This window comes from Paenibacillus riograndensis SBR5 (assembly GCF_000981585.1).
Classification (GTDB): Bacteria; Bacillota; Bacilli; order Paenibacillales; family Paenibacillaceae; genus Paenibacillus_AQ; species Paenibacillus_AQ riograndensis.
Genome location: NZ_LN831776.1, coordinates 5,361,059 through 5,379,475, shown reverse-complemented (window position 1 = coordinate 5,379,475; position 18,417 = coordinate 5,361,059). Strand labels below are relative to the sequence as shown.

19 protein-coding genes are annotated in these 18,417 nt (G+C 54.3%); 15 read left to right on the top strand and 4 right to left on the bottom strand.

Annotated elements, in window-relative coordinates; translation table 11 throughout:
* Window positions 1-144: 144 nt before the first annotated feature.
* Window positions 145-1,632 carry a dihydrolipoamide acetyltransferase family protein gene (locus PRIO_RS22880; protein ID WP_046504847.1) on the top strand — a complete coding sequence of 496 codons (1,488 nt, stop codon included), beginning with the start codon at window positions 145-147 and terminating at the stop codon, window positions 1,630-1,632.
* Between the two features lie 53 nt (window positions 1,633-1,685).
* Window positions 1,686-2,408 (top strand): lipoyl(octanoyl) transferase LipB, encoded by a 723-nt coding sequence (gene lipB, locus PRIO_RS22875; RefSeq protein WP_020429639.1) that lies wholly within the window; start codon window positions 1,686-1,688, stop codon window positions 2,406-2,408.
* A 79-nt stretch (window positions 2,409-2,487) separates the two neighbouring features.
* Here lipB and prli42 read toward each other — a convergent pair whose 3' ends face one another.
* The gene (gene prli42, locus PRIO_RS35670) at window positions 2,488-2,589 is read right to left on the bottom strand and encodes a stressosome-associated protein Prli42 (RefSeq protein WP_020429640.1); all 102 of its coding nucleotides are present in this window, start codon (window positions 2,587-2,589) and stop codon (window positions 2,488-2,490) included.
* Window positions 2,590-2,685: 96 nt separating this feature from the next.
* Here prli42 and PRIO_RS22870 point away from each other — a divergent pair, with 96 nt between their 5' ends.
* Window positions 2,686-3,813 carry a M20/M25/M40 family metallo-hydrolase gene (locus PRIO_RS22870; RefSeq protein ID WP_020429641.1) on the top strand — a complete coding sequence of 376 codons (1,128 nt, stop codon included), beginning with the start codon at window positions 2,686-2,688 and terminating at the stop codon, window positions 3,811-3,813.
* 127 nt (window positions 3,814-3,940) lie between these two features.
* Here the strand turns inward: PRIO_RS22870 and PRIO_RS36195 are convergent, their stop codons facing one another.
* The gene (locus PRIO_RS36195; RefSeq protein ID WP_020429642.1) at window positions 3,941-4,114 is read right to left on the bottom strand and encodes a hypothetical protein; all 174 of its coding nucleotides are present in this window, start codon (window positions 4,112-4,114) and stop codon (window positions 3,941-3,943) included.
* A 77-nt stretch (window positions 4,115-4,191) separates the two neighbouring features.
* Here PRIO_RS36195 and PRIO_RS22865 point away from each other — a divergent pair, with 77 nt between their 5' ends.
* From PRIO_RS22865 to PRIO_RS22820, 10 genes are all read left to right on the top strand, one after another.
* Window positions 4,192-4,764 (top strand): NUDIX hydrolase, encoded by a 573-nt coding sequence (locus tag PRIO_RS22865; RefSeq protein ID WP_020429643.1) that lies wholly within the window; start codon window positions 4,192-4,194, stop codon window positions 4,762-4,764.
* A complete protein-coding gene (locus PRIO_RS22860) occupies window positions 4,755-5,948 on the top strand; it encodes an endonuclease Q family protein (RefSeq protein WP_020429644.1) in 1,194 nt (397 codons plus the stop codon). Before PRIO_RS22865 ends, PRIO_RS22860 begins: the two co-directional genes overlap by 10 nt.
* A 565-nt stretch (window positions 5,949-6,513) precedes the next feature.
* Window positions 6,514-7,146: a stage II sporulation protein M gene (gene spoIIM, locus PRIO_RS22855; protein WP_020429646.1), complete on the top strand. Its 633-nt coding sequence runs from the start codon at window positions 6,514-6,516 to the stop codon at window positions 7,144-7,146.
* Window positions 7,147-7,365: 219 nt separating this feature from the next.
* On the top strand, window positions 7,366-7,833 hold the full coding sequence (fur, locus tag PRIO_RS22850; RefSeq protein ID WP_020429647.1) for a ferric iron uptake transcriptional regulator: 468 nt from the start codon (window positions 7,366-7,368) through the stop codon (window positions 7,831-7,833).
* Window positions 7,834-8,082: 249 nt separating this feature from the next.
* Window positions 8,083-8,316 carry a DUF4227 family protein gene (locus tag PRIO_RS22845; protein WP_020429648.1) on the top strand — a complete coding sequence of 78 codons (234 nt, stop codon included), beginning with the start codon at window positions 8,083-8,085 and terminating at the stop codon, window positions 8,314-8,316.
* A gap of 153 nt (window positions 8,317-8,469) precedes the next feature.
* Window positions 8,470-9,363 (top strand): site-specific tyrosine recombinase XerD, encoded by an 894-nt coding sequence (xerD, locus tag PRIO_RS22840; protein WP_020429649.1) that lies wholly within the window; start codon window positions 8,470-8,472, stop codon window positions 9,361-9,363.
* A gap of 188 nt (window positions 9,364-9,551) precedes the next feature.
* Complete coding sequence (gene deoB, locus PRIO_RS22835) at window positions 9,552-10,730, top strand: phosphopentomutase (protein WP_020429650.1); 1,179 nt, start codon at window positions 9,552-9,554, stop codon at window positions 10,728-10,730.
* A gap of 82 nt (window positions 10,731-10,812) precedes the next feature.
* A complete protein-coding gene (locus PRIO_RS22830; protein ID WP_020429651.1) occupies window positions 10,813-11,637 on the top strand; it encodes a purine-nucleoside phosphorylase in 825 nt (274 codons plus the stop codon).
* A gap of 281 nt (window positions 11,638-11,918) precedes the next feature.
* Window positions 11,919-12,785 (top strand): purine-nucleoside phosphorylase, encoded by an 867-nt coding sequence (locus PRIO_RS22825; RefSeq protein WP_020429652.1) that lies wholly within the window; start codon window positions 11,919-11,921, stop codon window positions 12,783-12,785.
* The gene (locus PRIO_RS22820) at window positions 12,785-14,116 is read left to right on the top strand and encodes a pyrimidine-nucleoside phosphorylase (RefSeq protein ID WP_020429653.1); all 1,332 of its coding nucleotides are present in this window, start codon (window positions 12,785-12,787) and stop codon (window positions 14,114-14,116) included. Before PRIO_RS22825 ends, PRIO_RS22820 begins: the two co-directional genes overlap by 1 nt.
* A gap of 277 nt (window positions 14,117-14,393) precedes the next feature.
* Here the strand turns inward: PRIO_RS22820 and PRIO_RS22815 are convergent, their stop codons facing one another.
* Window positions 14,394-14,849, bottom strand: coding sequence for an AraC family transcriptional regulator (locus PRIO_RS22815; protein WP_046504838.1), 456 nt, complete (start codon window positions 14,847-14,849; stop codon window positions 14,394-14,396).
* 121 nt (window positions 14,850-14,970) lie between these two features.
* The gene (locus tag PRIO_RS22810) at window positions 14,971-16,008 is read right to left on the bottom strand and encodes a serine hydrolase domain-containing protein (RefSeq protein WP_020429656.1); all 1,038 of its coding nucleotides are present in this window, start codon (window positions 16,006-16,008) and stop codon (window positions 14,971-14,973) included.
* 719 nt (window positions 16,009-16,727) lie between these two features.
* Here PRIO_RS22810 and PRIO_RS22805 point away from each other — a divergent pair.
* Together PRIO_RS22805 and PRIO_RS22800 are read left to right on the top strand one after the other, a co-directional pair.
* On the top strand, window positions 16,728-17,678 hold the full coding sequence (locus PRIO_RS22805) for a DUF1177 domain-containing protein (RefSeq protein WP_020429657.1): 951 nt from the start codon (window positions 16,728-16,730) through the stop codon (window positions 17,676-17,678).
* A 65-nt stretch (window positions 17,679-17,743) separates the two neighbouring features.
* Window positions 17,744-18,412, top strand: a complete 669-nt coding sequence (locus PRIO_RS22800) for an AroM family protein (protein WP_020429658.1) — start codon at window positions 17,744-17,746, stop codon at window positions 18,410-18,412.
* Window positions 18,413-18,417: the final 5 nt, after the last annotated feature.

The following is an 18,417-nucleotide window of genomic DNA, read 5'->3' as shown; positions in this document are numbered from 1 at the left end:
GCATTTCGCAAGGGTGAAAGTTCTCCAGTTCAACTTATATAGATAGTAAGCATCGCTTACAAAATTTAAGTGAAGCTTTCGAAGCGAGTTTTGTACGAAGTCATATCTGTAAGCATCGCTTACAAAACTTTAAGGAGTGACATTATGTCTGACAACACAAAGCTGACTGATGTGATCATGCCGCAGCTGGCAGAGTCGCTGGTGTCGGCAACGATCGGGAAATGGCTGAAGCAGCCCGGAGATGCCATCGAGCAGTACGAACCGCTCTGTGATCTGATAACGGATAAAGTCAATGCGGAGCTGCCGGCCACGGTGGACGGCACACTGGTAGAGCTGCTGGCCGAAGAAGGCCAGACCGTCAGCGTGGGCGAAGTGATCGCCCGCATTGCGGTAGCAGCTCCTGCCGCGCCAAGCGCTCCGGCAGCTACGGCCGCAGGCGCACCTGCAGCGGCTCCTGCGCCTACGGCGCAGGCCTCGTCCCGCCCGGCTGCTTCCCGCCCGGCGGCGCTAAGCCCGGCTCCGGCAGCGGGCAGACCGGCGGCGCCTGCCGCTGCTTTTGACGCATCGGCACCGATGCGCTCGCGGTATTCCCCGGCGGTGCAGTCGCTTGCCGCGGAGCATGGCATCGAGCTCACGGCTGTGCCGGGGACCGGTCTGGGCGGCCGCATCACACGCAAGGACGTGCTGACGTTCCTGGATAACGGCGGCGCAGCAGCAGCGGTGGCTACCGCTGCACCTGTTCCTGCAGCCGGGACCGCCGCTGTACCGGCGGCATCTGCCGGACAGCAGGCGCCGGAAGCTTTGCAGCAGCCTGCTTTCCAGGTGATTCAGGAAGAAGTGCAGGAAGCGCTGGAGCCGGTTCGCCATTCCGGCCTGCACCTCAGCGAAACGCCGCGTATCCCTACAATAGAAGTAGAGGGCGGACGGGGCAGCAGCTCGGAATATCTGATTGACGTTACGCCAATCCGCAACACCATTGCGACAAGAATGCGCCAGAGTGTCTCGGAGATTCCGCATGCCTGGACGATGATTGAAGTCGATGTGACCAATCTGGTTATCCTGCGCAACAAGCTGAAGGATGAGTTCAAGCGCAAGGAAGGCATTAACCTGACTTATCTGGCTTTTCTGATGAAGGCTGTCGTCAGTGCCATTAAGGATTATCCGATTATGAACTCCGTCTGGGCCGTGGACAAAATCATCGTCAAACGCGACATTAACATCTCGCTTGCCGTCGGCACCGAGGATTCCGTTATGACGCCGGTCATCAAAAAAGCTGACCAAAAGAATGTCGCGGGGCTTGCCCGCGAAATCGATGAGCTGGCGATGAAGACCCGCGAAGGCAAGCTGCGCCTGGAGGATATGCAGGGCGGAACCTTTACAGTCAATAACACCGGTTCTTTTGGCTCAATTCTGTCCTACCCGATTATCAACTATCCGCAGGCAGCCATTCTGACCTTTGAATCCATCGTCAAAAAGCCTGTAGTCATCAACGATATGATCGCCGTGCGTTCCATGGCCAATATCTGCCTGTCGCTGGACCACCGGATTCTGGACGGCGTGATTTGCGGCCGCTTTTTGCAGCGCATCAAGGATAATGTGGAAGGCTATACGCCGGACACGAAGCTGTATTAAGGAATGGTATCACCCTGTAACAGGAGACTGTAATCCAAAGGGGACCTGAGAGCATGAGCAGCACAGAATTAAGCTTATTGGAAATTTCATATCTCCCTCTCATTGAATATGGAGCAGCCTGGGAGCTGCAAAAGGCTGCGGTTCAGGCGATTGATGCCGGAACAGGGCCGGAGCGGCTGATTCTTTTGCAGCATCCTCCGACCTATACCATCGGCTCACAGCATCATCCCGAACATCTGCTTCTCAGCGCTGAGCAGCTTAAGGAAAAAGGCATCGCACTGTTTGAAATTGACCGGGGAGGAGATATTACATATCATGGGCCCGGTCAATTGGTTGGCTACCCGCTGCTGAAGCTGGGGATGGACGGCAAGGTGGATTTGCATGGCTATCTGCGGCGGCTGGAAGCTGTCATTATTGATTTTTTGGCAAGCTATGGCATTGAGGGGAGCCGGAAGCCGGAGTATACCGGAGTATGGGTCGGGGATCAGAAAATCTGCGCGATCGGGGTCAAATTCAACAAGAGCAAACACCGCAGAGGGTTCATCACCAGCCACGGGTTCGCGTTCAATGTCACCGCAGGGATCGGAGAACGGGGGTTTCAGGGGATTATTCCCTGCGGGATTGCCGAATACGGCGTTACCTCGCTGGAGGAATGTGCCGGGCGTTCCTTTGAGCTGGGGGAAGTAGCCAGGGAGCTGGTGCCTTGTTTTCTTAAGCATTTTCCTTATGAAGCAGCGGCTGCTGTGGAACCGACGGATGTGCTGCAGACCGATTAAGAAGCGTACAGACATGTGCGGTCAAGTCAAATAGCGCCCGGAGCATCCGGACGCTATTAATAACGGGCCATGGCGGCAATTAACCGGCCAGAAAAGGCTCCAGGACGAAGAGCACGGTAGAGGCGATCATGGCGAGCAGCATAACATAGATAACGATGCGGAACCATTTTTGACGTTGCATGAGTGACTCCTTTGGAATTAGTGTAAGTTAAAAGCATATGAAATGTTTAGCACAATACTATCATTGTAACGTATCCGTGAAAGAGAGGGAAGTCCGATGATCTCACAAGAACGCTTGATTCAGGAATTCATGGAGCTTGTCCGTGTAGACAGTGAAACTGGGAACGAACGGCAGATTGCCGACGTGCTGATTGAAAAATTCGGCGCCCTGGGCCTTACCGCCATTGAAGATGATTCCAGGGAGCGCACAGGACACGGGGCGGGCAATCTGTTCGTGACCTGGCCTGCCGAGGAAGGAACGGCTGCACCCAAGCTGCTGTTCACCTGCCATATGGACACCGTTGTTCCCGGCAAAAATATTCAGCCTTCCCTTGGTGAAGACGGCTGGATTACCAGCGACGGCAGCACGATTCTGGGCTCGGATGACAAGGCCGGACTTGCAGCCCTGTTCGAAGCCATCCGTGTCATTCAGGAGCAGAAGCTGGCACACGGACAAATTCAGTTTGTCATTACCGCAGGAGAAGAGTCGGGGCTGCTGGGTGCCCGGAACATGGACCCGTCCCATCTGGATGCCGAGTTTGGCTTTGCGCTGGATTCCAACGGCGAGGTTGGAGCCATTGCTGTAGCAGCGCCGGCCCAGGCGAAGGTAACGATGCAGATTTTTGGCAAATCCGCTCATGCCGGTGTCAATCCTGAAGATGGAATCAGCGCCATTCAAGTCGCCAGCAAGGCGATTTCGGCGATGAAGCTTGGACGCATCGACAATGAAACAACAGCCAATATCGGCAAATTTGCCGGCGGCGGTCCGACGAATGTGGTCTGTGATCATGTGCAGCTGGATGCGGAAGCGCGGAGCATTGTGCAGGAGAAGGTAGAGCTGCAGATCGCTTCCATGCGTGAAGCGCTGGAGACGACGGCCCGTGAATACGGCGCAGAGAGCGAATTCCGCAGTGAGATCATCTATCCGGCATTCAGCTTCAATGAGCACGATCCTGTGGTGCAGCTGGCGGAACGTGCGATTACCTCTATGGGGCTGACCCCACGGCGGTTCCCGTCGGGCGGCGGCAGCGATGCTAACGTGTTCAACGGATTGAAGGTGCCAACGGTAAACCTGGCGGTCGGCTATGAAAATATTCATACTACCAAAGAGCGGATCAAAGCCGGGGATATCGTCAAGGTGGCCGAACTCGTTGTAGCTATTGTAAAAGAAAGTGTAAAAGGCTAACCCCCACGGGCGACAGCATTGGCTGCTGCTGTGAAATGCATGAAGGAGCTGTCTCCGGTAGATCCCGGGAACAGCTCCTTGTGTTTACGCGGCCTGATGCATATCAGGGCGGCTGCCAAGCGGGAGACTATCCGGCTTTGGAGGCGCTGTTCCGCGATTCAGAGTGCAGCATCAGGATGTAGGCCAGAGGCATATCACGCCCATATTGCTTGATCCACCCGGCCATGACGGCCCTTATTTGTTCCGGTTTACCTACCATTGTGACGGCGGATGAGCTTGTACGGACAAGGATATCATTCATGCCTGCATTCCTTCTTTCCTCTTAAGTTTGCTATAATACACCCTATGCATACCGAAGCTAAAGGAGACCATAAACCTATGAAAAAAGATGAAATTACCCGCAACCCCGCACTGGACGAAGAAACCTTGTCCACTAAGCCGATTTTCGTAGGCAAAATCATTTCACTGCAGGTGGATACGGTGAAGCTGCCTGACGGCAATACGGCAACGCGCGAGGTCGTGAAGCATCCGGGGGCTGTGGCCGTATTGGCGCTGAACCAGGGCAAGATGCTGGTCGTTGAGCAGTACCGCCAGCCGATGCACCGCACGGAAGTAGAGATCCCCGCAGGCAAGCTCGATCCAGGCGAAGACCCGCTGGCTGCGGCCGGGCGTGAGCTTCAGGAAGAGACCGGGTTTCACAGCGGGGAGCTGAAGCTGCTGAAGTCCTTCTATACCTCTCCCGGCTTTGCGGATGAAATCATTCACTTATATGTGACGGATAATGCCCAGCCTGGGGATATGGCGCTGGACGAGGATGAGTTTCTGGAGGTATCCGAGCTTACACTGGAGGAAGCGTATCAATACATTGCGGATGGGCGCATTGCCGACGCCAAAACAATGATGGCGGTCTACGCCTGGCACCTATTTACGCTTACAGGCCAATGGCACTAGGGGCTAAGCTGCGGAGTTATTATTGCGACCTGCATGTGCATATCGGGCGGACATCGGCAGGACAAGCTGTCAAAATCAGCGGCAGCAGCAGCCTTACCTTCGCCGGAATCGCCAAGGAAGCTGCGCAGCGCAAGGGGATGGAGCTGATCGGCATCATCGACAGTCATGCGCCGGGAGTGCTGGCGGATATCCGCGCTCTGCTCGCCTCCGGCGAGATGAGCGAAGCGGAAGGCGGCGGTATTGCCTACCAGGGAACGACCATTGTGCTGGGGACGGAAATTGAAATCCGCGAGCCTGGGCGAAAAGAGTGCCATGTCTTGGCCTTCCTGCCGGACCTTGCAGCCATGGAGGATTTCAGCAGCTGGATGGGCAAGCATATGCGGAACATTAATCTGAGTTCCCAGCGGCTGTATGTTCCGGCCCGGGACCTGCAGGATGAGATCTGCGGCCGGGGCGGCATTCTGATTCCGGCACATATTTTTACGCCGCATAAAGGACTGTACGGCTGTACAGCCGAGCGGATGGCCGAGCTGTTTGACCTGGAGCGGATCGCTGCAGTGGAGCTTGGGCTGAGCGCCGATTCGGAAATGGCCGGGTATATCTCAGAGCTTGATCCTTTTACCTTCCTGACGAATTCGGATGCCCATTCCCTTGGGAAGATCGGCCGTGAGTATAATGTAATCGAAATGGAAAAACCTTCGTTCAATGAGCTGAAGCTCGCCCTCGCGAGGCAGGAAGGACGTAGGGTCAGCGGCAACTTTGGGCTGAATCCCCGGTTGGGCAAATATCACCGCACCTATTGTGCGGGCTGCGGCAGCATAGTCGATGAAGCGTATGCTACTTCGGAGCGCTGCCCGTATTGCGGCAGCCAGAAGCTGGTTCAGGGTGTATTCGACCGGATTCTGGTCATCGCCGACCGCGAGCAGCCTCTGATCCCGGCGCACCGGCCACCGTATCACTACCAGGTGCCGCTGGAATTTATTCCGGGGCTTGGCAAACGTAAGCTGGAGGCGCTGCTGGCGGCTTTTGGCACGGAGATGAGAATCCTGCACGCTGCCGGTGAGGCGGAGCTGGCTGCTGTCGCCGGAGCAGAGCTGGCCGCGCATATTGTAAAAGCCCGTTCCGGCACGCTGGAGCTGTCCTCCGGCGGCGGCGGGACTTATGGCAAGGTAGTAAAAGGGTAGGATGGAGCTGTTTCATGAGCAGGTGTATCTGCTGCGGGTGAGGCAGCTTTTTGTTTCATCAGCAGAAATGCCGTTGCTGAGGCCGCTGGCGGGAATTAGGCGAAACAACGGCGGAGACTCCGTTGTTAAAACACTGCCGGAGGGGAACGTGCAATGAGAGGTAAAAATACCCTTGATTTGGCCGCAAGCGAGCTAAAGGAGGGAATGAGAGGTAAAAGTACCCTTGATTTCGCCGCAAGCGAGCTAAAGGAGGGAATAAGAGGTAAAAGTACCCTTGATTTGGCCGCAAGCGAGCAATGGGAGGGAATAAGAGGTAAAAGTACCCTTGATTTCGCCGTTAGCGAGTTATGGGAGGGAATGAGAGGTAAAAGTACCTTTGATTTCGCCGTAAGCGGTCTGCCTGCAGAGGAGATGGTTATTCGGCATAGACGGCCCCAAAGCAACGGCATAGACGCTGTTGGCTCACACACTAAGCCCGGCTGCTGTTCAGGCCTGCAAGGACAAGTCATAGAGCGGGGCGTTTTCTCATATGGTGTAACATATGACCGGAAAGGAGAACGTCCCGATGCGCAGTTTGCGGCTGATGATGAAGGAACAGACGCCTCTTTATATTTTTGTCGCGGTATTGTTTTTGGTTGGGGTCGTTTTCGGGGCCTTAATCGTAAGTGCGCTGACGCTGGATCAGCAGCAGGAACTTGGAGATTACCTGGGGAATTTCTTTGTCACCGTGGATCAGCAGGGACTGCCTGCAGCGCCAGACTCCTACTGGGACATTGCTGCGCTGAATCTGAAATGGATTGCTCTGATCTGGATTCTTGGACTATCTGTGATTGGCCTGCCGGGCATTCTGATCCTCGATTTTCTCAAAGGCGTGCTGATCGGCTTCACCGTCGGCTGCATGGTCAGCGAATACTCCTGGCACGGCATGCTGTTCGCGCTGGTCTCGGTTGCGCCGCATAATCTCGTGCTGATCCCGGTGCTCCTGGTAGGCAGCGCGGCAGCGATTGCCTTTTCCCTGCTGATGATCCGCAGCCGGGTGCTGGGCCAGCGGCGCTCTCCGGTTACCCGTCCTTTTGTCATGTACACGGTGTTATCTTTTGGACTGGCAGTGCTTGTGCTGGGGATTTCCGGCTTCGAGGCCTGGGTGACCCCGACCATGATGCGTTGGGTTACACCCCTGCTGGTTTCCAAAGGCTAAGAAAAAAGGAACGCTGCATCCCGTCATTTTAGAAATTGGAAATCAGCTTACATAAGGGGAAATGTGCCCAAGAAAAGACCTGCTGCCGCATTCGCTTGCTCCTCCGGTTCTGCTGACCGCCCTGTTCCAAAAGCGTTTGACTTCTCAAAGGCACTCACCCTATAATGGAAGAAGTGATTTGAAGCCCGGTGCGGTAATTTTCCAAGGGGGAGGCAGACAATGGAAGCCCGGATAGATAAGATTAAGCAACAGCTACAATCCCAAGGATATAAGCTCACACCCCAACGGGAAGCAACGTTAAGAGTACTGCTGGAGAATGAGGAAGATCATTTAAGCGCAGAAGATGTTTTCATGCTGGTGAAGGAGAAAGCTCCGGAGATCGGTCTTGCCACTGTCTATCGTACCTTGGAGCTGCTCAGCGAGCTTCATGTCGTGGAGAAGATCAATTTCGGAGACGGCGTGGCCCGTTACGATCTGCGGACAGATACGGCGAAACATCATCATCACCATTTGATCTGCGTGCAATGCGGCACGATGGATGAGATCCGCGAGGATTGGCTTGGGCCGCTGGAAGAACGGCTTGAGAAGGAATTTAATTTTACCGTACTTGATCATAGACTTGATTTTCACGGAATTTGCTACCGTTGCAAGGACAAGAACAACACAGACAGCAATCCTTCCGAATAAGCTTATATAGAAATAGAAGTTCATCTTGTGTAGATGAGGATTTACCGCATAAGCTCTCCCCGGTACGGTTACCGGAGGGGGCTTTTTAAATGATTCAGTTAGTCTTCATACATAATAGAAGCCGCCGGCGCATACAGTGTAGGACGAGTCAGCAGAGCTGACGGCTGCAGTTTTTTGCCGTGGGTAGTCCAAGCATACGGAGCAGTCTGAAACTCATATTCATTCCACTATTTTTTAGGAGGAATCCCCATGATCGTCTCGGTGCCCAAAACCATGCGCCGGCTGTATTTTATGACAATGCTGGTGACCTTGAGCTGTCTTGCTTATTATGGTATGAGCTGGATCAGCAGCTGGATTAATCCTTTTGAACAGAGCGAAATCCCCGAAGGCACAGCCATCCGGGCATTCCGGGAGGTTCCGCATTCCCCCGAAGGGCTGAGCGCCGGAGAGAGGCTGCGGTTTTATTACTGGTACGGAGAGTAAGGAATGTGCCGCAAGCAGGAAATGGCTGTGAGTCCGTCGAAAATGCTAAGACGGGGCCCGGCATGGCCTGCTTTTACATAGCCGCCCTGGGTCCCGTATCAAATATGCAGCAGAATGCTGAGAGCAGCCTGAGTCTGACAGGAGCGTGGATTGATGAGGTCACATTTGCAGCCGTTTATGCAGTATTTGTCCGAGGACAAAGGCTTATCGCCAAGCACACTTGAGTCCTACGGACGGGATATCTCGCAGTTTATGGATTTTGCCGATGAGCGGGGGTTGTCCTCTCCGGAAGACATCAAAAGATCACATATTATGCTCTATCTCGCGGCACAGCGCGGAGCCGGGCGCGCAGCCGCAACGGTGAACCGTAATACGGTGTCACTCCGGGCTTTTTTTCATTATTTGCTGAGAGAACGCTTGATCGGGCAGGACCCGACGCTGGATATGGACAAAATCAAACCAAGCAGCAAGCCGCCTATGGTGCTGAGTGTGGAAGAGATGGACCGGCTGCTGAACGCACCGGGCGACGACACTCCCCAGGGCAAGCGCGATAAGGCGATGCTGGAGCTGCTCTATGCTACGGGCATCCGTGTCTCCGAGCTGATCTCGCTGAACGTGGAGGATGTGCATACGGAAATGAAATATGTCCGCTGCACCGGGGCTTCCGGCAAGGAGCGGATCGTTCCCATTGGCGCGATGGCCGCTGAAAGTGTAGCCCAGTATACCACGGGCATGCGGGACAAGCTGCTGCGCGGCAATCTGAATGAACCGGCCTTGTTCCTGAACAGTCTGGGCGGAAGGCTGACCCGCCAGGGGTTCTGGAAGATTATTAAGAAATACGCCCGGGAAGCCCAGATTGAGCAGGATATTACACCGCATACCTTAAGACATTCGTTTGCGGCTCACCTGCTGGAGGGGGGAGCGGATCTGCGTTCCGTGCAGCAGATGCTTGGGCATTCCGACATTTCGACTACCCAGATTTATAGCGGAATTGCCCGCAAGAATATGAAGGAAGTCTATGAGAGCTATCATCCTCGGGCGAGATAGCCGGTTTTAGTGGAGAGATAGCAGCTTACCTTAACCCTATTTATGCTTAGGAGCAAGCAAAAGATGCTTTTTGTGAGTAAGATCGCTATGATGGAATCATACTTAAACCTAAGGCTCCACTTGGTGGAGCTCTCTTGTTTGAGCTGTGCCCCAAAGACTTGCATACTATCAAAGGAGTGAAGACGGCAATGTCCTCATTTAAACGAATCGGATTTATTGTACTGGACAGTGTAGGTATCGGTGAAGCGCCGGATGCTGAAGGTTTTGGAGATAAAGGGGCCCATACCCTGGGCCATATTTTGGAGCGGGTGCCGGGTCTGAAGCTTCCTAATCTGCAGCAGCTAGGCCTTGCGAATATCGCACCGCTGCCGCCGCTTGCCCCCGTGCCTGCCCCAACCGGATATTACGGTAAAATGCAGGAGGTTTCCGTTGGCAAAGATACGATGACCGGCCACTGGGAGCTGATGGGACTCAAAATTGAGATTCCCTTCAATACCTACCCGGACGGCTTCCCGGCCGAACTGATCGAGAAATTTGAAGCGGCTACCGGCCGCAAGGTCATCGGCAACAAGCCGGCCTCCGGCACCGAGATTCTGGTGGAGTACGGCGAGGAACAGATGAAGACGGGCGCCTGGATTGTATATACCTCCGCAGACAGTGTGTTCCAGCTTGCCGCACATGAAGATATTATCCCGCTGGAAGAGCTGTACCGCGCCTGCACAATCGCCCGCGAGCTGACAATGGCTCCCGAATTTTCAGTAGGCCGCGTGATCGCCCGCCCTTATATCGGCGAACCGGGGAAATTCGTGCGCACGCCGAACCGTCATGACTATGCCGTGAAGCCGCCGGAGCCAACGGTAATGAACGCGCTGAAGGATATCGGCAAGGACGTGATTGCCGTCGGCAAGATTAACGATATTTTTACGGGTGAAGGGGTTACGGCAGCCTACCCGACCAAAAGCAATGAGCATGGTATCGAAACTACGATTGCGGAGCTGCGCAAGCCGTTTGACGGCTTTTTATTCACCAATCTGGTCGACTTCGATTCCCTGTACGGCCACCGCCGCGATCCAGAGGGTTACGGACATGCACTGGAGGTGTTTGACCAGGCGCTGCCGGAGCTGCTCTCCACACTGACGGAGGACGATCTCCTGATCATCTCGGCAGACCATGGGAACGATCCGATCCACAGCGGAACGGATCATACGCGTGAATATGTGCCGCTGCTGGTATATAGCCCAAGATTCAAGCATCCGGACAGCCTGGGTATCCGCCAGACCTTCTCCGATGTGGCCGCAACGATTGCGGACAACTTCGGGGCGAAGGCGCCGCAGTACGGGACAAGCTTTTTGGCGGAATTGAAGTAATCAAGCCGATGCTTGCGATGTGAATTCGTACGATACTGTTCAGAGAAGAAGTTCTGACAACTCTTTAGGAGGCAATATAACCATGAACGTAGTAACCCAGAGCAACATTCAGGAAGCAGCCGTCTATATCAAGGATAAATGTCCCGTCGCCCCGGAGATTGGCCTGATTCTCGGTTCCGGCCTTGGCGTCCTGGCGGATCTGATCACCGATGAGGTGGTTATTCCCTATCATGAAATCCCGCATTTTCCTGTGTCCACGGTAGAAGGGCATGAAGGGGAACTGCTGATCGGCATGATCGAGGGACGCCGTGTAGTGATGATGAAAGGCCGCTTCCACATGTATGAGGGCTATGGGCCGGAGACGACGGCTTTTCCGGTTCGCGTGATGAAGGAGCTGGGCGTAGCCAGCCTGCTGGTCACCAATGCCGCTGGCGGCGTGAATACGGACTTCACACCCGGCGATCTGATGCTGATTACCGATCATCTGAACCTCACCGGACGGAATCCGCTGACCGGACCGAATGACAATGCGCTGGGCGTGCGGTTCCCTGACATGTCTACCGCCTACAGCCCCCGCCTGATTGCGGTGGCCAAGGAAGCTGCGGCAGCACAGGGTTTTGAATTCAAGGAAGGCGTCTATGCCGGTCTGCTGGGGCCTTGCTATGAAACCCCGGCCGAGATCGTGATGCTGCGCCGCCAGGGAGCGGACGCAGTAGGAATGTCCACGGTTTCGGAGACGATTGTAGCCCGTCATGCCGGTATCGAAGTGCTGGGAATTTCCTGCATCACCAACATGGCCGCCGGAATTCTGGATCAGCCGCTGAACCATGCGGAGGTTATGGAGACGGCGGATCGAGTGCGTGAGCACTTTTTGAAGCTGGTGCTGGCGCTGATTCCGAAGATGTAGGCCGGAACATCCGGCTGAACTATATAAGTTGAACTTGAGAACTTCATAAATAGGGTAAAAGTGCGGAGGGGAAGTTTGGAACTGGAAGAGCGGTAGCGTCCGCCTTTGTCACCGGATTTCAACCGCAAAAGGCGGTTCCAATCAAGAAATTCTTACGACAACAGCGGCTGGAAGTCCAAACATTCTCCGTAGTCCCGACGAAGTCCTTAATGTAAATATCTTAAGTTCGCTCTATATAACCTATTAACCATACACAATTGAGATCCGGGAGGATGTTACTGATGACACAACAACATGCAAATACCCCTTACGGCATGCAGGTGAAAGAAGCCGCTGAATATATTCAAGCCAAATTGGGGGCCTACGCGCCAACAATCGGTCTGATTCTGGGCTCCGGCCTTGGCGATCTGGGCGATCAGATTGAAGATGCGGTGTACTTGCCCTACGAGGAAATTCCCCACTTTCCGCGTTCGACGGTGGAAGGCCATGCCGGACGGTTCGTGATCGGAAAGCTGGAAGGCAAGGATGTTATGATTATGCAAGGCCGGTTCCATTACTATGAAGGCTACGCCATGCGCAAGGTTGTATTGCCTGTATATGTAATGGCCAAGCTCGGCATAGGTACGCTGGTGATTACCAATGCGGGCGGCGGCATGAACCGTTCGTTCAAGGCCGGCGATCTGATGCTGATTACCGACCATCTCAACATGACCGGCGACAATCCGCTGATCGGACCGAATGATCCGGAGCTGGGTGTGCGGTTCCCGGACATGTCCCGGGCGTATGACCCTGAATATATTGCGCTGGCCAAAAAGCTGGCGGGTGAAGTAAAAGGCGTGAACGGCGAAACGCTGGTGCTGCAGGAAGGCGTCTATGCCGGAATCAGCGGCCCAACCTACGAAACACCGGCTGAACTGAAAATGCTCGCAGCCCTCGGGGGAGATGCCGTGGGCATGTCCACTGTGCCGGAAGTGATTGTTGCCAGGCACAGCAGATTGCGTGTGCTCGGCATTACCTGTATTACAGATATGGCGATTGGAGATGAGCTGGAGCCGTTGACGCATGAGCAGGTGGTACAGGTAGCGAACCTCACGAAACCGAAATTTATCGGCCTGGTGCGTGCCTTTGTGCGTGAGGTACAGGCATAATGCGGGCAGTTGACCTGATTCAGAAAAAAAGAGACGGCGGGGAATTAAGCCGCGAAGAAATCGCCTACCTGATCCAGGGCTACAGCAAAGGCGAAATTCCCGATTATCAGATCTCCGCCTGGGCGATGGCGGTCTATTTCCAGGGGATGAATGCGCGCGAAACCGGCGATCTGACCCTGGAAATGGCCATGTCCGGCGATCAGGTTGACCTTAGCCCGATTGCGGGCATCAAGGTGGATAAACACTCCACCGGCGGTGTGGGTGACAAAACTACAGTTGTGCTTGCTCCGCTTGTTGCCTCCGCCGGCGTACCGGTCGCCAAAATGTCCGGCCGCGGACTGGGACATACCGGAGGCACACTCGACAAGCTGGAATCCATCAGCGGCTTCTCGGTAGAGATGGACCGGGAACGCTTCTTCACTCAGGTTGGCGAAATCGGAGCGGCTGTGATCGGCCAATCGGGCAACATCACCCCAGCGGACAAAAAGCTGTACGCGCTGCGTGATGTGACGGCGACAGTGGAATCGATTCCGCTGATTGCCAGCTCCGTCATGAGCAAGAAAATCGCTGCCGGGGCAGACGCCATTGTCCTCGATGTCAAAACCGGCAGCGGCGCATTCATGAAAACGCTGGACGATTCCATTGCGCTGGCGCAGGCCATGGTCGATATCGGCACACATCTTGGCCGCAACACGGTGGCCGTCATCAGCGATATGGGCCAGCCGCTTGGATACGGCATCGGCAATGCCCTGGAAATCAAGGAAGGCATCGAAACCTTGAAGGGCCAAGGGCCAGCGGACCTGGAGGAAGTCTGCCTGATTCTGGGCAGTCAGATGCTCGTTCTCGGCGGCAAGGCAAAGGACGAGACGGAGGCACGGGCGATTCTGAAGTCCCACATTGCGGACGGCAGCGCGCTGGCCAAGTTCAAGCAGATCGTTGCGGCACAGGGGGGGGACATCACTCAGGTGGAGTCTCCCGGCACGCTGCCGTCTGCGCGGACCTTCATTGAAGTGAAGGCGGTAACTGCCGGGTACGTGGAAAGCATCCAGGCCGAGAACATCGGCATCGCAGCCATGCTGCTAGGGGCGGGACGCGAAACGAAGGAATCGGCTATTGATCTGGCTGTAGGCATTCAGCTGTCCAAAAAAGTCGGCGACGCCGTAGCCGCAGGTGAAACGATAGCGGTGCTGCATGTGAACGACGCCGGAGCGGATAAGGTGCAGGAGGCCGAAGCCAAGGTGCTGGAAGCCTACCTGATTTCCGCCGAGCCGGTGCCGCCGCAGCCGCTGGTGTTCGCGCTGGTAACCAAGGATGGGGTAACGCGGTATTAATTATAAAAAGCGAACATGAAAAAGTAACAAAAGGCAAAAGGGATGGAGGGGAAGTTTGGAACTGTAGGAGCGAATGCGTCCGCCTTTGTCTGCGGATTTCCACCGCGAACAGCGGTACAAATCAAGAAATCTGTAGACAACAGCGGCCGGAAGTCCAAACATTCTCCGTAGTCCCGACGAAGTCCCTAATGTAAATATCTTAAGTTCACTCTATTTAGCTGAAGATAATCAACAGCGGCAGCCCTGGACGGGAAAACGTCCGGGACTGCCGCTGTTTTTATTGAACAGGCACACAAATTTCGCAATAATGACGATTAACAAGTTCAACGGTATACCGCTCCAGGATGGGTCTTGTTTCGTCCAGAGTTAACCCCTGATTCGCCAACTCCGTGAATATATCAACCCAGGCCTTTTGAACAGCTTCTGCAGTATGAGGGATCTTAAATACCGCATAACTTCCTCCGCTAATACTGCCCGCGCTGACTTCATCAGAATTTACACTGTATTCCTCAGGTACCACCAGACATGCATCGTACCGGCAATTTTCCGGTTCCACCAAGGCAGGATTGTCTTGGGCAATCCCGAGGATAACAGACATACTGTCAGTAAAGGAATTAGATTGTACCCACCCTTTAAATTTCTCCATTAACTGTGAGTTGGCCATTCCATAAGGACCCTTCTGTCTCATGTATACAATTTTAGAGTACGGTATGTCTTCAACGGTTACGTTCATATGATCTTCTCTTTCATATAGAGTACATCGATGCCTGAACCCATCTTATGATGCTTTAAAATGAAAAACAACACATTTTTTATAAAAAAAATGTCAGCTCAGCCTCCAGGTTTCACCTGTGTCATACATTCGTATGGGAGTTCAGGCACTCTTCTATCGCCCGCATCATCCGGTATGCGCCCCGGCTGTGGTTGCAGAGAACGGCTGTGGTAACGCCGCTGGCCGGATAGTAAGCGGAGTGGAAGGATACGCCGGGATCGTAGCCCATCACATGATATTTATAAATCCCCCCGCCGCGCTTCGTAATCCACACCCCGTAGCCGTAATATTCTTCTTTGTCGTCATGAATATGAGGGGCAAGCAGCAAGGCAGTCAGCTCCGGTCCCAGCAGCTTATGCTGAAGCAGCCCTTCCCATAGCAGGAGCATATCAGGAGCAGTGACGAACGCGCCGCCGTCCGCGCCCCCTTTTACCGGAATAGAGTAGATGTTGGTGGTCCAGGTTCCGTCTTCATTCTCAATATATCCATGGGCCGTATTAGTGGGGAGTGCATCCAACGAAAAATACCCCGAGTCTGCCATCCCGCTAGCCTTGAAAATAAACTGCTCCACATAATCCGTGAATGCCATCCCGCCAAGCTTCTCCACCAGCAAGCCGAGCAGGATGTACCCCGCGTTATTGTAATGGAACCTGGTACCTGGCGTGAATTTCATCGGCAGCTCCTGGAACATCGGCAGGAAGTCCTTAAGCTCCCGCAACTGATACATTGGCCGTGTGGTCCACAGTGAGGCGAAATCATCCATCGTCTCTTCATCAAAATAATCGGGAATGCCCGAGCTGTGGGTCAGCAGGTGATGAACGGTAATGTCACTGCTGAACCGGGGAAACTCTGCCTGCTCCAGAATATCCATGATTTTGCTGTCGAGTGCAAGCTTGCCCTGCTCCATCAGCTGGCAGACGGCAATCGCTGTGAACAGCTTGGAGCCGGAAGCATGGCCATACCGCGTGTCCGGACGGTTGGGTCTTGTGTCTGCTTTGCTGGCATAGCCGTATGCGCCGGAGACTGCAGCATGGGTGCCGCTTTTTACTAATATAGTTCCCGAAAAGCCCGTTGCTTCAGCCTCAGTTTGAATGATGGTGTGAAGTTGTTCCTGCGTCATGTTGTTGTCCTCCTGATAAATCTTCCGCTTCCTTGCCTGAAAAAGCTGGCATGATTGTATTCTCTGCAGTAAAATGCTCATTTTGCGGCGGGAAATCGCCTTCTGTTGTATTCTGTGCAATTGATTTTCGCGAATGAGGGCTAAAAGCGCCCTTTCCCGGAGATCTGCTGCAGAGAGTGCAATAGTTTCTGTTATTAAGTGATTTGAAGGGGAATCTGCTGTATGAAGTGCAATAGAGTGTGTCTGTATGTGTTTCAATATGTGACTGTATGTCTCTGGGGGAAAACATCGAAAGCCCTGCATCTGCAATTCCGGGCTCCTGCTAACTTTCCGTGACCAGTATCCGGTGTCCGTTTATCCGCTTACTTCTTGTTCACGATATCATGCTGCCTGCTGAATAAGATATACCGACTTCTTTTAAGAATGGTTTATTCCTTGTTTATACTCAGTGCCTCCCCAGTGTATACCTAGTTCCTGCCTGTAATACCATGTAATTCCATGGGCCTTCCCCGTATGCTCTCCGTTTGGCTCTATTGCTTCCTGTTTGCTCCCAAGAAAACGCCGTCCGGGGCAGAGCGTACGCCTTGAGTAAGGTTTATCTGCAAAGGACAAGAAAAGCAGTGCAGTTTTGGCAGGACGGTACATTGTGGAGCGTTTGGAATTTAAGATAGTATAACTCTAACAGATTGAGAGAAAGCACATCCGGGGAGGAATTATAAATGGCACTTCATCAGACGATTACGGTTTTGAACACGATGGACAGCGCTTTTGTGAATGGAGAGCAGATCAGGCAGCTGTTCGCTGCGTATCCTGCGGTTCAGGTAGAAGTGAGGAAAGTTGAAGGCGATAAAGGCAGCACAGAATTCGTGAAAATTACAATCCCGGGCAGTGAAGGCAAGGGAGCAGGCGGCAATGCGCCAACGTTCGGCATTGTGGGCAGACTAGGCGGGATCGGGGCGCGTCCCGGGCGGATCGGGATTGTCTCGGATGCGGACGGCGCGGTGGCGGCGGTAGCTTCGGCGCTGAAGCTGGCCGACATGCAGTCCAAAGGGGATGTTCTGAAAGGCGATGTGCTGGTCACGACACATATTTGCCCGGATGCGCCGACCCTGCCGCATGAGCCGGTGGATTTCATGGACTCTCCGGTCGATATTCTGCAGATGAATGAGCATGAGGTGCTTCCGGAGATGGAAGCCGTTCTGTCCATTGACACCACCAAAGGCAACCGCGTGATCAATCATAAAGGAATTGCGATTTCGCCTACCGTCAAGGAAGGCTACATCCTGCGGGTGAGCGAAGACCTGCTGCGGCTTCTGGAAATGACGACCGGCCGGCTTCCGGTGACCTTTCCGGTGACGACCCAGGACATCACCCCATACGGCAATGACCTCTACCATATTAATTCGATTCTTCAGCCTGCCGTGGCTACGGATGCTCCAGTGGTCGGTCTGGCGATTACCGCTGAGTCCATGGTTCCGGGCTGCGGAACCGGTGCCAGCCATGAGGTCGATATCGCGTCGGCGGTCCGTTTTGCCATTGAGACGGCGAAGGAATTCACCCAAGGCCTGTGCTCGTTCTATAACCCTGCCGAATTCAAGCGCATTACAGAGCTGTACGGCTCTATGAAAGTACTGCAGACCTCCGGCAAGCCAGCGGTCCCGACTGCCTGATGTGGTGCGCATCCATTCTTAGCGATGAGACGGGGCCGGAGCAGAGGCGTAAGGAGGGAGCAAGGTTGAAGCAAATAGGGCTGATTACCATTGGGCAAGCCCCGAGGACCGATGTGGCACCCATCCTGGAAAAATACCTGGAGGGACGTGCGGAGCTGGTTCAGTCCGGGGTGCTGGACGGCTTCACTCCGGCACAGGTCCGGGAATATTACACTCCCGGTGAAGGAGAATATGTCCTGACCTCCCGGATGCGGGACGGCTCGGCCGCTGTTGTCTCCAGAGAACGGATAAAGTCCGTTCTCCAAGGGAAAATTGATGCCATGGAAGCATCAGGAATTAAGACGATTCTGCTGCTTTGTACCGGCGAGTTCCCGGGTCTGCGCACAGTCCGGGCGCATTTGATCGAGCCGGACCGGATTATTCCTCCGGTGGTGCAGGCTTTGACCGGCAAGCGCCGCCTGGGCCTGATCGGCCCCTTGCCCGAGCAGGAGCAGAACCTGAACGAGAAGTTTGCCGCGTCAGGCAGTGCCCTTCCTTTTGCCGCCGTCTCCCCATATACCGGAAGCGAAGCCGATTTCCGTGCGGCGGCAGAGAAGCTGAAGGACCGGGCAGATGTGATTGTACTTGACTGTATGGGCTATCTGGAGCAGCATAGACAGTGGGCGGCATCAGCCGGGGTCCCTGTCGTGCTGTCCAATGCGCTGATGGGGAAGCTGATCGCTGAAATGGTGTAATCAGG